This window comes from Salinarimonas sp. (assembly GCF_040111675.1).
In the GTDB taxonomy this organism is placed as follows: domain Bacteria; phylum Pseudomonadota; class Alphaproteobacteria; order Rhizobiales; family Beijerinckiaceae; genus Salinarimonas.
This window is the reverse complement of record NZ_CP157794.1, coordinates 1,500,470-1,513,875: the sequence shown is the minus strand read 5'-3', so window position 1 is coordinate 1,513,875 and position 13,406 is coordinate 1,500,470. Positions and strand designations below refer to the sequence as shown.

Annotated in this window: 14 protein-coding genes; 10 read left to right on the top strand and 4 right to left on the bottom strand. The window is 70.4% G+C overall.

What is annotated here, in order from left to right; all coding sequences use genetic code 11:
• Window positions 1-96: 96 nt before the first annotated feature.
• Both ABL310_RS07040 and ABL310_RS07035 read left to right on the top strand, forming a co-directional pair.
• On the top strand, window positions 97-585 hold the full coding sequence (locus ABL310_RS07040; protein ID WP_349370978.1) for a hypothetical protein: 489 nt from the start codon (window positions 97-99) through the stop codon (window positions 583-585).
• A 24-nt stretch (window positions 586-609) separates the two neighbouring features.
• Window positions 610-864, top strand: a complete 255-nt coding sequence (locus tag ABL310_RS07035) for a DUF433 domain-containing protein (RefSeq protein WP_349370977.1) — start codon at window positions 610-612, stop codon at window positions 862-864.
• 10 nt (window positions 865-874) lie between these two features.
• Here the strand turns inward: ABL310_RS07035 and ABL310_RS07030 are convergent, their stop codons facing one another.
• Entirely contained in the window at window positions 875-1,756 is an 882-nt protein-coding gene (locus ABL310_RS07030) for an MBL fold metallo-hydrolase (RefSeq protein WP_349370976.1), read from the bottom strand.
• Window positions 1,757-1,959: 203 nt separating this feature from the next.
• Between ABL310_RS07030 and ABL310_RS07025 the strand changes: the two genes are divergently transcribed.
• The 8 genes from ABL310_RS07025 (at window position 1,960) to ABL310_RS06990 (ending at window position 10,020) form a co-directional block, all read left to right on the top strand.
• On the top strand, window positions 1,960-2,517 hold the full coding sequence (locus ABL310_RS07025; RefSeq protein WP_349370975.1) for a rhodanese family protein: 558 nt from the start codon (window positions 1,960-1,962) through the stop codon (window positions 2,515-2,517).
• On the top strand, window positions 2,514-3,323 hold the full coding sequence (locus ABL310_RS07020; protein WP_349370974.1) for a sulfite exporter TauE/SafE family protein: 810 nt from the start codon (window positions 2,514-2,516) through the stop codon (window positions 3,321-3,323). Before ABL310_RS07025 ends, ABL310_RS07020 begins: the two co-directional genes overlap by 4 nt.
• 44 nt (window positions 3,324-3,367) lie before the next feature.
• Window positions 3,368-3,787 (top strand): TIGR01244 family sulfur transferase, encoded by a 420-nt coding sequence (locus ABL310_RS07015; RefSeq protein ID WP_349370973.1) that lies wholly within the window; start codon window positions 3,368-3,370, stop codon window positions 3,785-3,787.
• Between the two features lie 113 nt (window positions 3,788-3,900).
• Window positions 3,901-4,206: a metalloregulator ArsR/SmtB family transcription factor gene (locus ABL310_RS07010; RefSeq protein WP_349370972.1), complete on the top strand. Its 306-nt coding sequence runs from the start codon at window positions 3,901-3,903 to the stop codon at window positions 4,204-4,206.
• A gap of 196 nt (window positions 4,207-4,402) precedes the next feature.
• The gene (locus ABL310_RS07005; RefSeq protein ID WP_349370971.1) at window positions 4,403-6,181 is read left to right on the top strand and encodes an acyl-CoA dehydrogenase C-terminal domain-containing protein; all 1,779 of its coding nucleotides are present in this window, start codon (window positions 4,403-4,405) and stop codon (window positions 6,179-6,181) included.
• Entirely contained in the window at window positions 6,181-6,606 is a 426-nt protein-coding gene (locus ABL310_RS07000; protein WP_349370970.1) for a hypothetical protein, read from the top strand. Before ABL310_RS07005 ends, ABL310_RS07000 begins: the two co-directional genes overlap by 1 nt.
• Window positions 6,599-7,807: an acetyl-CoA C-acetyltransferase gene (locus tag ABL310_RS06995; RefSeq protein WP_349370969.1), complete on the top strand. Its 1,209-nt coding sequence runs from the start codon at window positions 6,599-6,601 to the stop codon at window positions 7,805-7,807. Before ABL310_RS07000 ends, ABL310_RS06995 begins: the two co-directional genes overlap by 8 nt.
• Before the next feature lie 11 nt (window positions 7,808-7,818).
• The gene (locus ABL310_RS06990) at window positions 7,819-10,020 is read left to right on the top strand and encodes a 3-hydroxyacyl-CoA dehydrogenase NAD-binding domain-containing protein (protein WP_349370968.1); all 2,202 of its coding nucleotides are present in this window, start codon (window positions 7,819-7,821) and stop codon (window positions 10,018-10,020) included.
• Between the two features lie 35 nt (window positions 10,021-10,055).
• On the opposite strand, the gene ABL310_RS06985 is transcribed toward ABL310_RS06990, so the two are convergent.
• Genes ABL310_RS06985 through ABL310_RS06975 form a run of 3 tightly spaced genes read right to left on the bottom strand, consistent with a single transcriptional unit; the run spans window position 10,056 to window position 13,389 of the window.
• On the bottom strand, window positions 10,056-10,745 hold the full coding sequence (locus ABL310_RS06985) for an ABC transporter ATP-binding protein (protein WP_349370967.1): 690 nt from the start codon (window positions 10,743-10,745) through the stop codon (window positions 10,056-10,058).
• Window positions 10,742-11,527: an ABC transporter ATP-binding protein gene (locus ABL310_RS06980; RefSeq protein ID WP_349370966.1), complete on the bottom strand. Its 786-nt coding sequence runs from the start codon at window positions 11,525-11,527 to the stop codon at window positions 10,742-10,744. Before ABL310_RS06980 ends, ABL310_RS06985 begins: the two co-directional genes overlap by 4 nt.
• A complete protein-coding gene (locus ABL310_RS06975; RefSeq protein ID WP_349370965.1) occupies window positions 11,524-13,389 on the bottom strand; it encodes an ABC transporter permease in 1,866 nt (621 codons plus the stop codon). The genes ABL310_RS06980 and ABL310_RS06975 overlap by 4 nt, the downstream gene beginning before the upstream one ends.
• Between the last annotated feature and the right edge of the window lie 17 nt (window positions 13,390-13,406).

Sequence of the window (13,406 nt, the reverse complement as noted above, 5' to 3'; positions counted from 1 at the left end):
GTGAGTCGTACGGTCGGCGATATGTGCCATTGACAGTATCCGTGACGGCGCTAGAACAACGATAATTGCGTCGTCGCGGCAGGAGCCACGCGGACTATGCTGGAGCCTCGGACTTCGGACGCAGCGCTTTGGCGCGAGCGGTTGGAGGTCCCGACCTACCGGGTTCGGGAGGCGGCGCGCTATGCGCGCACCTCGCCGCAGACCGTCGTGCGCTGGCAGCATCTCGGCGAGGACCGGCCAGGCCTCATCGCGGCGCGGGACGGCGGCGTCCCGCTTTCCTACTTTCAGCTGATCGAGCTGGGCGTCGTCGCCGCGATGCGGCAAGCGGGCGTTCCGATCAGCGAGATCCGGGCCGCGCGCGCCTACATGGCGCGGGAGCTGGGCTCGCGCTTTCCCTTCGCGGAATACCGCTTCTGGGCCCACGGCAAGCAGCTCTTCGTCGACTTCGACGCCGTGGAAGGCGGATCGGCCAAGCACAGGCTTCTCGGCGTCTCCGCGGAGGGCCAGCTGGCCTGGCGGGAGATCCTCGCCGGCCGCCTGCGGGAGTTCGACTACGACCCCGATCTCGGGACCGTGCTGTCCTAGCGCGTAGACGGGACCGAGAGCCCCGTGCGGCTCGACCCGCGCCTCGCCTTCGGCGCGCCGAACGTGCGCGGCGTCGCGACCTGGGCCTTGAAGGACCGATGGGAGAGCGGCGAGACCATTCGGGACATCGCCGACGATTTCGACCTCGATCCTCCCGACGTCGAGGCCGCGCTGGCCTTCGAGCGCGTCGCCATCGATCGCGATCCCGTGCCCCTGCCGCTCCGGATCGATCCTTCGGCGGCGGTCGCGGATGCGCCGCCGCCGGAGCCGATCGCGTGAGGGCGTTCCCTCACGCCGCGTGCGCCTCCTTCTTGAAGGTCACCGGGATCGTCAAATAGTGCACCCCGTTCGCCTCCTTGGCCGGGAAGCGGCCGGCGCGGATGTTCACCTGGATGGAGGGGAGCAGCAGGGTCGGGGCGGCGAGGGTGGCGTCGCGGGCGGTGCGCATGGCGACGAACTCCTCCTCGGCGACGCCCTCGTGGACGTGCTTGTTGGCGCGTCGCTGCTCGGCCACCGTGGTCTCCCAGGCGTAGTCGTCGCGGCCGGGGGCCTTGTAGTCGTGGCACATGAACAGCCGCGTTTCGGCCGGCAGCGCGAGGAGGCGCTGGATCGAGGCGAAGAGCTTCTTGGCGTCCCCGCCGGGGAAGTCGGCGCGGGCGGTGCCGAAATCGGGCATGAACAGCGTGTCGCCGACGAAGACGGCGTCGTCGATCCTGTAGGCGACGTCGGCGGGCGTGTGGCCCGGCACGTAGAGCACCTCGACCGAGAGCGCGCCGATCGCGAAGGTCTCGCCGTCGGCGAAGAGGTGGTCGAAGTCCGAGCCGTCGGTCTTCAGGTCGGTGGCGTTGAAGACCGGGCGGAAGATGCGCTGCACCTCCTTGATATGCTCGCCGATGCCGATCTTGGCGCCGGTCTTCGCCTTGATGTAGGGCGCACCCGAGAGGTGGTCGGCGTGGGCGTGGGTCTCGAGCGCCCAAGCGATGGTGTAGCCGGCCTCGGCGGCGGCGGCGAGGATCGCCTCGACGGAGTCGGTCGTCACCGTGCCGGCCTTGTGGTCGTAGTCGAGCACGGGATCGATGACGGCCGCCTGCCCGGTCGCCGGGTCGGCGACGAGATAGCTCACCGTGTTGGTCGGCTCGTCGAAGAAGGCGCGGATGACGGGCGCGGTCATGGGGATCTCCTGCTGGTGTCTCGCGTTCACGAGGTCGCGCCGCGGCGGCCCCGCTCGATCTGGCGACCAATATATCATCACTTTCTAATTTAGCAATGCCTTGAAAGCTGATGCAGGACGGGCTATCTTCGCTCCGTCATCGAAACCGTCCGGCTGCCCGCCAGGAGCGCGGCCGTCATCGACCTGCGAGGAGTTCCCCCCGAATGTCGCTTCCGACCATCACCCCGGCCGAAGCCAAGCGCCTGATCGACCAGGGCGCCGTTCTCGTCGACGTGCGCGAGCGCGACGAGCACGCCCGCGAGCGCATTCCCGGCGCCCGCAACGTCGCCCTGTCGAGCCTCGAGCAGGCCGAGCTCGAGGCCGGTCCCGGCAAGATCGTGCTGTTCCATTGCAAGAGCGGCATGCGCACGATCGGCAACGCCTCCAAGCTCGCCGCCAAGGCCGGAGAGGGCTGCGACGCCTTCGTCGTCGAGGGCGGCATCGACGCCTGGCGCAGGGCGGGGCTTCCCGTCGAGGTCGACGCGAAGCAGCCGCTCGAGCTGCAGCGCCAGGTGCAGATCGGCGCCGGCTCGATGGCGCTGGTGGGCACCGTGCTCGGCGTCGTCGCCGATCCGGCTTTCCTGATCGTCCCCGCTTTCGTCGGCGCGGGCCTCACCGTGGCCGGGATCACCGGCTTCTGCGGCATGGCGCGCGTGCTCAAGGTCATGCCCTGGAACAAGGCGCTGCGGACCCCCGCCGCCAGCCCGGTCGTCGCGCGATGATCCCGCTCTCCCTCGCCCCGTCGCTCCTGCAGGGCGTGCTCGGCCTCGCCTCGGGCTCGCTGGTCGGCTTCGTGCTCGGCCTCGTGGGCGGGGGAGGCTCGATCCTGGCGGTGCCGCTGCTCATCTACCTCGTGGGGGTGGAGAGCCCTCACGTGGCGATCGGCACCGCCGCCGTCGCGGTCGCGGCCTCCGCCGCGATCAACCTCGTGAACCACGCCCGCGGCGGCACGGTGAAATGGCGCTGCGCCGGCGTCTTCGCCGGCTCTGGCATCGTCGGCGCCTTTCTCGGCTCGACCATCGGCAAGATGGTGGACGGGCAGGCGCTCATCGCCGCCTTCGCCGTGCTGATGCTGGTCGTCGCCGCGCTGATGGTGCGGCGCAAGGACAAGGGCACGGGCGCCGAGGTGCGGCTCGGGCGCGAGAACGCGCCCAAGCTCGTGGGGTTCGGGCTCGCCGCCGGCGCGCTCTCGGGCTTCTTCGGCATCGGCGGCGGCTTCCTGATCGTGCCGGGCCTCGCGCTGGCGACGGGCATGCCGATGCTCTACGCGGTGGGCTCCTCGCTCGTCGCGGTCACCGCCTTCGGGCTGACCACGGCGGCGAACTACGCGGCCTCGGGCCTCGTCGACTGGACCCTCGCCGGGCTGTTCGTCGCCGGCGCCTTCCTCGGCGGCCTCCTCGGCGCGCGCTCGGCGCGGCAGCTGTCGGGCACCAAGGGCGCGCTCAATCGCGTGTTTGCGGCATTGATCGTCGCGGTCGCACTGTTCATGCTCGCGCAGAGCCTTCCCGCCGCCCTGAGCCTCTTCTGAGGCGGCGGCGACCGAGACGAGACACAGAAGCGAGGAAGACCCCCATGGCCGACATCCGCACGCTGACGCCCGAGATCGCCGTCGCCCCGCAGCTCCGCATCGAGGATCTCGCGGCGGTGAAGGAGGCCGGCTTCAAGACCGTGATCAACAACCGCCCGGACGGCGAGAGCATGGACCAGCCGCCCGGCGCCGCCCTCGAGGCGGAGGCGAAGCGGCTCGGCCTCGACTACCGCTACGTCCCCGTCGTCTCGGGCGCGATGACCATGGACGACGTCACCGCCTTCGACGCCGCCCTCTCCGAGACCGAGGGGCCGGCGCTGGCCTTCTGCCGCTCGGGCACGCGCTCGGCGACGCTGTGGGCCTTCACCCAGGCCGGCGCGCGCTCGCCGGACGAGATCCTGACCATCGCGGGGAACGCCGGCTACGACCTGTCCGGGATGCGACCCTACCTGCAACGAGGCTGAGAGCCATGGACGCCGCCTTCGATCCACTCGCGCCCCTTCCCGAACGGCATGACCCTTGCCCTCGGGTCGCTTCGCCGCCATGTTGCGGACGGGTAGCTGAAGGGAAAAACGGGGTGGCGACGGCGGACGATCTCGCGGCGCTCGCGCCGAAGGCGGACAAGGTGGCGGAGCTGCTCTCCGCGCTGGCGCATTCGAAGCGGCTGATGGCGATGTGCCGGATGATGGACGAGGAAGTCTCGGTGGGCGCGCTCGCCGAGGCCGTCGGGCTCGGCCAGTCGGCGCTCTCGCAGCACCTCTCGAAGCTGCGCGCGCTCGGCCTCGTCACCACGCGCCGCGAGGGGCAGACGATCTATTATCGGCTGGCCTCGCCGGAGGCCCGCGAGCTGATCGCGACCCTGTATCGGCTCTATTGCGCGTGAGGCGCGCGCAGCCCGGATCGTCTCCCATCCGATCGGGACGACGCCCATCGCGATACCCGATACGTGAGACGCCGCCGGCGGCCCTAGCCGACGCCGCCTCCAGGATGTGACCGCCATCGCGCGACAATCCCCCTGGCGTTCCGCGCCGTGATAGTTTATATGTGAACTATCCAGGCCGACACCTCGGGAGACAGACATGCCGGTCTACAAGGCCCCCGTCGCGGAAACCTCTTTTCTTCTCAACGACGTGCTGAAGCTCGACACCTATGCGGACCTCCCCGGATTCGCGGAAGCGACGCCCGACACGGTCGCGGCGATTCTCGAGGAGGCGGCGAAGCTGACCGAGACCTCGTGGGCGCCGACGAACCTCGTCGGCGACAAGGAGGGCTGCGTCCGCAACCCGGACGGCAGCGTCACCACGCCCGCCGCCTTCAAGGACGCCTACCGGGCCTATGTCGAGGGCGGCTGGCTCGGCCTCTCGGCGCCCGAGGAGCTCGGCGGCCAGAACCTGCCGTCGACCCTCAACACGGTGATGCAGGAATTCGCCTCCTCGGCGAACCTCGCGCTCGCCATGTATCCCGGCCTCACCCAGGGCGCGATCGCGGCGCTGATGGTGCACGGCTCGCCCGAGCAGAAGGCGACCTACCTGCCCAAGATGGTCGAGGGCGTCTGGTCGGGCACGATGAACCTGACGGAGCCGCATTGCGGCACCGACCTCGGCATGATCAAGACCAAGGCCGTGCCGAACGGCGACGGTTCCTACGCGCTCTCCGGCACGAAGATCTTCATCTCGTCGGGCGAGCACGACCTCACCGAGAACATCGTCCACCTGGTGCTGGCCCGCATCGAGGGCGCGCCGGCGGGCACGAAGGGCATCTCGCTCTTCGTCGTGCCGAAATTCCTGGTCGGCGAGGACGGATCGCTCGGCGCTCGCAACGGCGTCTCCTGCGGCTCGCTCGAGCACAAGATGGGCATTCACGGCAACGCCACCTGCGTGATGAACTACGACGGCGCCACCGGCTGGCTCGTCGGCGAGGAGAATCGCGGGCTCGCGGCCATGTTCGTGATGATGAACGAGGCGCGCCTCGCGGTCGGCGTCCAGGGCCTCGCGGTCGCCGAGGTCGCCTACCAGAACGCGGTCTTCTACGCCAAGGACCGCCTCCAGGGCCGCTCCCTCACCGGCCCGAAGAACCCGGACGGCCCCGCCGACCCGATCATCGTCCACCCGGACGTGCGCCGCACCCTGATGACGATCCGCGCCATCAACGAGGCGGCGCGCGCGCTCATCCTGAAGACCGCGCTCCAGTCCGACATCGCCCACCGCTCGCCGGATCCGGCGGCGCGGCAGAAGGCGCTCGACTTCCTCGGCCTGATGACGCCGGTGGTGAAGGGCGTCTTCACCGATCTCGGCTTCGACAACGCGGTCAAGGCCCAGCAGATGTTCGGCGGCCACGGCTACGTCGAGGAATGGGGCATGTCGCAGTTCGTCCGCGACGCCCGCATCACCATGATCTACGAGGGCGCGAACGGCATCCAGGCCATGGACCTCGTCGGCCGCAAGCTCGCCAAGGACGGCGGGCGCGCGGTGATGGCCTTCTTCGGCGAGGTCGAGGCCTTCTGCAAGGAGAACGGCGGCGACGCGGCGCTCCAGCCGATCGTCGGGCCGCTGGCCGAGGGCCTCGGGCGCCTGCAGCAGGCGACGATGTGGTTCATGAACAACGCCATGACCAAGCCCGACAACGCCGGCGCCGGCGCCACCGACTACATGCACCTCTTCGGCCTCGTCGCCATGGGGCACATGTGGGCCGTCATGGCCAAGGCCGCCCTCGCCAAGGAGGGCGCGCCCGGCATGGCCGAGAAGCTCGTCCTCGCCCGTTTCTACATGGAGCGCCTGATGCCGGAGACCGCGGCCCAGCTCGCCCGCATCTCGGCCGGCGCGGAGACCACGATGGCGCTGCCGGCGGAGGCGTTCTGATGAAGCTGGATCCCGACGTCCTGCGTAGTCTCGCTCTACGCGCGGAAGTCGACTGTCCACTTGACGTCGCACCCACAGCTCCTGTGATCGATATCGATGAGAGCGAAGGCTTCCGCGTGAGCATCGCTGTGCCCACTGACGCCGGTCCTGAGTTCACGCATTGGCGCATCTTGTGCGAACTCGATTGGGTGCGCGCGGAACATCAGGGAAGGCCGGGCCTCGGAAGATCGGGTGGAAGAATCATGAGGTTGACGGCTGCGGGGCACGAATTTGTCGAGCTTGCCCGTGATGAAGACCGTTGGCGGGATGTGCTAGCTCGCCTTCGATTATCATCAGCCGCAACGCCCAGCTTGATATTGAGCGAACTGAAGAATGAAGCGCGGAAGCAGCTCCGCCGACTCCGCACGGAGGATTCCAATGCCTGAAGCGTACATCTACGACGCCGTGCGCACGCCCCGCGGGCGCGGCAAGCCGGACGGGTCGCTCTACGAGGTGCCGGCGGTGGACCTCGCCATCACCACCTTGAGGGCGATCCAGGAGCGCAACCACCTGAACCCGGTCCTGATCGAGGACGTGGTGCTCGGCTGCGTCGACCCGATCGGCGAGGCCGGCGGCGACATCGCCCGCGCCGCCGCGCTCGGCGCGGGCTTCGGCAAGGAGGTCCCGGGCGTCCAGATCAACCGCTTCTGCGCCTCGGGCCTCGAGGCGGTGAACTTCGCCGCCGCGCAGGTGATGAGCGGCATGAAGGAGATGGCGATCGGCGGCGGCGTCGAATCGATGAGCCGCATCGGCATGGCCGCCTCCGGCGGCGCCTGGCCGGTGGACCCCAAGCTCGCCATCGACACCTATTTCCTGCCCCAGGGCATCGCCGCCGACCTGATCGCGACGAAATACGGCTTCTCCCGCGACGACGTCGACGCCTTCGCGGTGGAGAGCCAGCGCCGCGCCGCCGCCGCCTGGGCGGAGGGACGCTTCGCCAAATCGATCGTGCCGGTGGAGGACGTCAACGGCCTCACCATCCTCGACCGCGACGAGCACGTGCGGCCGGGCACGGACATGCAGTCGCTCGGCGCGCTCAAGGCCGCCTTCGTGCAGATCGGCGACATGGGCGGCTTCGACGCGGTGGCCATCGCGGCGCATCCGGACGTCGAATATCTCGAGCACGTCCACCACGCCGGCAACTCGTCCGGCATCGTCGACGGCGCGGCCGCCGTGCTGGTCGGCTCGAGGACGGCCGGCGACATGGCCGGCCTGAAGCCCCGCGCCCGCATCCGGGCCTTCGCCTCGACGGGCTCCGACCTCGCGCTGATGCTCACCGGCCCGATCGACGTGACCGAGCTCGTGCTCAAGCGCGCCGGCATGACCAAGGCCGACATCGACCTTTTCGAGATCAACGAGGCCTTCTCCGCCGTGGTGCTGCGCTACATGCAGGCGCTCGACCTCGACCCGGGCGTCGTCAACGTCAATGGCGGGGCGATCGCCATGGGCCACCCGCTCGGCGCGACGGGCGCCATGATCCTCGGCGCCGCCCTCGACGAGCTGGAGCGCCAGGACAAGCAGACGGCGCTCGTCACCCTGTGCGTCGCCGCCGGCATGGGCTCGGCCGCCATCATCGAGCGCGTGTGAGGGAGAGCGTCATGGAACTCGTGAACTTCCGCTTCGAGGTCGATTCCGACGGCGTCGCCCTCGTCACCTGGGACATGCCGGACCGCTCGATGAACGTCATCACGCTTCCCGTGATGGACGAGCTCTCCGCCATCGTCGAGCACGTCGCCGCGACCGAGGGCATCAAGGGCTGCGTGATCGCGTCGGGCAAGAAGGACTTCTCCGGCGGCGCCGACCTCACCATGCTCCAGGGCTTGCGCGATCTCCACACGCAGCTCGCGGCCGAGAAGGGCGACAAGGAGGCGATGCGCGTCTTCTTCGAGGAATCGCGCCGGCTCTCGCTGCTCTACCGGCGGCTCGAGACCTGCGGGAAGCCGTTCGTCGCCGCGATCCACGGCACCTGCCTGGGCGGCGCCTTCGAGCTCGCGCTCGCCTGCCATCACCGCGTCCTGTGCGATCATGACGCGACCAAGGTCGGCCTGCCCGAGATCAAGGTCGGGCTCTTCCCCGGCGCGGGTGGCACCCAGCGCGTGGCGCGCCTGATGCAGACGGGCGACGCGCTGCAGATGCTGTTCAAGGGCCAGCAGCTGAAAGGCCTGATGGCCCGCAACATGGGCCTCGTGCATCAGGTCGTGCCGCACGACACGCTGATCGACACGGCCAAGGCCTGGATCCGCGACGGCGGCTCGGCGGTCGCGCCCTGGGACCAGAAGGGCTTCAAGCTGCCGTCGAACCGCGTCCATTCCGCGGCCGGCATGCAGATCTGGCCGGCGGCCAACGCCATCTATCGCCGCGAGACCAACGACAACTACCCCGCCGCCAAGGCCATCCTGCAATCGGTCTACGAGGGCCTGCAGCTGCCTATGGATCTCGCGCTGAAGGTGGAGTCGCGCTGGTTCGCGCACATCCTGCGCTCGAAGGAGGCGGCGGCGATGATCCGCACGCTGTTCGTCTCGATGGGCGAGCTCAACAAGGGCGCGCGCCGGCCCGCCTCGGTGGGCGAGACGAGGCTGAAGACGATCGGCGTCGTCGGCGCCGGCTTCATGGGCGCGGGCGTCGCCTACGTCGCCGCGAACGCGGGCTTCGAGGTCGTGCTCGTCGACCGCGACCTCGAGACCGCGGAGAAGGGCAAGGCCTATTCCCACAAGCTGATGACCGATCAGGTCATGAAGGGCCGCGCCAAGACGGCGGACCGCGATGCGCTCCTCGCGCGCATCACCGCGGCGGACGACTATGGCGCGCTCGCCGGCTGCGATCTCGTGGTCGAGGCGGTGTTCGAGGACCCCAAGGTCAAGGCCGAGGTGATCTCCAAGGTCGAGGCCGCCGTGGGCGAGAGCGCGATCTTCGGCTCGAACACCTCGACGCTGCCGATCTCGGGCCTGGCCAAGGCCTCCTCCCGTCCGGAACGCTTCGTCGGCATCCACTTCTTCTCCCCCGTCGAGAAGATGATGCTCGTCGAGATCATCCTGGGCGAGAAGACCGGCGACGAGGCGCTGGCCGTCGCCCTCGACTTCGTGCGGGCGATCAGGAAGACGCCGATCGTCGTCAACGACGCGCGCGGGTTCTTCGCCAACCGCTGCGTCGGCGCCTACGTGCTCGAGGGGCACAAGATGCTGGTCGAGGGCGTGCCGCCGGCGATGATCGAGAACGCCGGCAAGGCGGCGGGCATGCCGGTGGGGCCGCTCTCGCTCAACGACGAGGTAGCGCTCGATCTCGCGCTGAAGATCGTCAAGGCGACCGAGGCGCAGCTCGGCGGAGGCAGCATCGACCCGGACCAGAAGGCGCTTCTGGTGGGCATGGTCGAGGAGGAGGGCCGGCTCGGGCGCAAGAACCGCAAGGGCTTCTACGACTACCCCGAAGGCGGCAAGAAGCGGCTGTGGCCGGGCCTCGCGCGCTTCGCCAAGGAGCGGCGCACGGGCGAGACCATCGACTTCGCCGAGCTGCAGGAGCGCCTCCTCGTCGCCCAGGCGCTGGAGGCGGCCCGCACCGTCGAGGAGGGCGTCGTCGTCGATCCGCGCGAGGCGGATGTCGGCTCGATCCTGGGCTTCGGCTTCGCGCCGTTCACGGGCGGCGCGCTCTCCTACATCGACTTCATGGGGGCGAAGGCCTTCGTGGAGAAGGCCGACCGGCTCGCCACGATCCACGGCGCGCGCTTCGCCGTGCCGGCGCTGCTGCGGCAGATAGCGGATGCGGGCGAGACGTTCTACGGCCGCATGCGCCAGAAGGCGGCCTGACGCCCGCCGCACCACGATCGGCGCGGGCGCGGGGCTCACACCTCGAGCGCCCGCGCCGCCTCCGCGAGCGGTCCCGAGAAGCGGATCTCGCCGCGCTCGATGACGAGGGCGCGGTCGCAGACGGCGCCGGCGAAGGCGGCGTTCTGCTCGCTGAGCAGCACCGCGATCCCCTCCCCTTTCATCGCCCGCACGGCGTCCGCCATCTGCTCGACGATCACGGGCGCGAGCCCCTCCGAGGGCTCGTCGAGCAGAACGGCGCGGGGATTGCCCATCAGGGTGCGCGCGATGGCGAGCATCTGCTGCTCGCCGCCCGACATGGCGTCGGCGCGCCGGGCGCGCATCTCGGCGAGGTTGGGGAAGAGCGCGAAGAGTCGCTCGGGCGTCCACGGCGCGACCCCCGGCGCCGCCGCGCGGCGGCCGACCTCCAGGTTCTCCGCCACCGTCAGCTCGGTGAAGATGCGCCGATCCTCGGGCACGTAGCCGAGCCCGAGCCGAGCGATGCGGTGGGCGGGCAGCCCCGCGATGTCGCGACCGGCGAAGCCGAGGCGCCGCGCGCGGGCGGGGACGAGGCCCATGATCGCCTTCAGCGTCGTCGACTTGCCCGCGCCGTTGCGGCCCATCAGCGCGACGACCTCTCCCGGCGCGAGCGCGAGCGAGACGCCGAACAGCACCCGCGCGGGGCCGTAGGCGGCCTCCAGGCCCTCGACCTCGAGGAGCCGGCTCATCGCGTGCGCTCCCCGAGCGCGGCGGCGGCGGTGGCGGCGCCGCTCTCGCCGAGATAGACGGCGCGCACGCGCGGGTCCTCGCGCACCGCCGCGGGCGGGCCGTCGGCGACGATCTCGCCGCGCACCAGCACGAGGATGCGGTCGGCATGGGAGAAGACCGCGCCCATGTCGTGCTCGGTGAAGAGCACGCCGATGCCGCGCTCGCGGGCGACGGCGCGGGTCAGCGCCATGAGATCGGCGCGCTCCTTCGGCGCCATGCCGGCGGTGGGCTCGTCCATGAGCAGCACGGTCGGGCCGGCGGCCAGCGCGATGGCGAGCTCGACGCGCTTGACGTCGCCGTAGGCCAAAGTCGCGATCGGCCGGTCGGCGGCCTCCTCCATGCCGACGCGGGCGAGGACGCCCAGCGCCTCCGTGCGGCGCAGTGTCCGCGCCGGCGCGAACAGGCCGCCGAGGCCGCCCGCGGCGGAGATCAGCGCCATCTGCACGTTCTCGACGACGGTCATCGTGGCGAAGGTCTGCGCCACCTGGAAGGTGCGGCCGACGCCGCGGCGGAACAGGGCGGCCGCCGAGAGGCCGGTGACGTCCTCGCCGGCGAGCAGCACGCGGCCGGAATCGGGCCGCAGCTGGCCGCCGACCATGGCGAAGGTGGTGGACTTGCCCGCGCCGTTGGGGCCGATCATGGCGAGCATTTCGCCTGCATGGAGCGCGAAGGAGACCGCGTCCGCGGCGACGACGCCGCCGAAGCGCTTGGTCAGCCCCTTCGCTTCGACGAGCACGCTCACGCCCCAGCCTCCTTCCCGCGACCGCGCGCGCTCTCGATGGCGCCGACGACGCCCCGCGGCGCGAGGAGCACGATGGCGAGGATGACGAGGCCGAGGATGAGGCGCCAATAGTCGGTGAGCGGCATCACCTGGTCCTTGACCAGGTGCAGCAATCCGGCGCCGACGAGCGGGCCGATCACCGTCTGCGCGCCGCCGAGCAGCAGCATGGCGAGGGCGTCGACGGAGACGGGGATGGAGAGCACTGTCGGGTCGATGGCGCCCTTGAGGAAGGTCCAGAGCCCCCCGGCGAGGCCCGCCGCGGCGCCCGAGAGGGTGAAGGCGAGCCAGCGCGTGCGGCGCACGGCGATGCCGATCGCCTCGGCGCGCAGCGCGCTGTCACGGGCGGCGCGCAACGCGTAGCCGAAGGGCGCGTACATGATCCGGCGCAGCGCCCAGATCGCGAGGAGGCCGAGCGCCAGGGTCAGATAGAAATAGACCATCCTGTCGGAGGCCCAGCGCGCGGGCCAGACGCCGACGATGCCGTTGTCGCCGCCGGTGACCTCGACCCATTGGAAGGCCACCGCGTAGAGGATCTGCGCCACGGCGAGCGTCAGCATGGCGAGGTAGATGCCCGACAGGCGCACGACGAAGAGCCCGAACAGGGCCGCGCCGAGCCCGGCGACGAGCGGCGCCAGCGGCAGCGCCGCCTCCATCGGCCAGGCGAGGGACTTCACGCAGAGCGCCGCGGCGTAGGCGCCGAGCCCGAACCAGGCGGCGTGGCCGAAGGAAACGAGACCGCCCACCCCGATGAGGAGGTGCAGCGAGAAGGCGAGCAGCGCGAGGATCACGGCCTCGGTCGCCACCGTGATCCCGTAGGCGTCGAGCAGCAGCGGCGAGACGGCGAGCGCGACGATCGCGACGAGGGCGAGCGCGTTCTCGAGCCGGCTCCAGGGACGCAGGGCCAGCGCGAAGGCCGCGCCCGGGCCGGCGCCAACGGGCTCGGGCTTGCCGAGGAGGCCGTAGGGCCGCACCACGAGGACGAGCGCCATCAAGAGGAAGACCACGACGAGCGTGATCTTCGGGAAGATCAGGATGCCGAAAGCCTGCAGCTGCCCGATGAGGAGGGCCGCGAGGAAGGCCCCTGGCACCGAGCCCATGCCGCCGATCACGGTGACGACGAAGGCCTCGGCGATGATGGCGAGGTCCATCTCGGTGTTGGCCGGCGCGCGCGGGATCTGCAGGGCGCCGCCGAGCCCGGCGAGGAAGGCGCCGAGGAAGAGCGTGCCGGTGAAGAGCTTCGCCTGGTCGACCCCGAGCGCGCCGACCATCTCGCGGTCCTGCGTCGCGGCGCGCACGAGCACGCCGAAGCGGGTCTTCTTCAGGAGGAGCCAGAGAAGGCCCAGCACGATCGGTCCCATGGCGATGAGGAAGAGCTCGTAGAGCGGGAAGCGCCGTCCGAAGATCTCGACGAATCCCGTGAGCCCCGGCGCACGGGGGCCGAGGATGTCCTGCGGGCCGATGAACAGGATCACGAGATCCTGGACGATCAGCACGAGCGCGAAGGTGGCGAGCAGCTGGAACAGCTCGGGCGCGCGATAGATCCGGCGCAGCAGCACGAGCTCGATGACGACGCCGAGCAGCCCCACCGCGAGCGCCGCCGCCGCGATGGCGCCCCAGAAGCCGAAGGGCTTGCCGAGGCTCGCCATGAACAGCGGCGCGAGGATCGCCGCCGCGTAGGCGCCCAGCATGTAGAGCGAGCCGTGGGCGAAATTGACGATCCGCGTCACCCCGAAGACGAGGGTGAGGCCGCTCGCGATCAGGAACAGCGACGAGGCGCTGGCGAGCCCGTTCAGGGCCTGGACGACGAGGAAGGCGGGATCCATCGAGGCTCGCGAGGCTT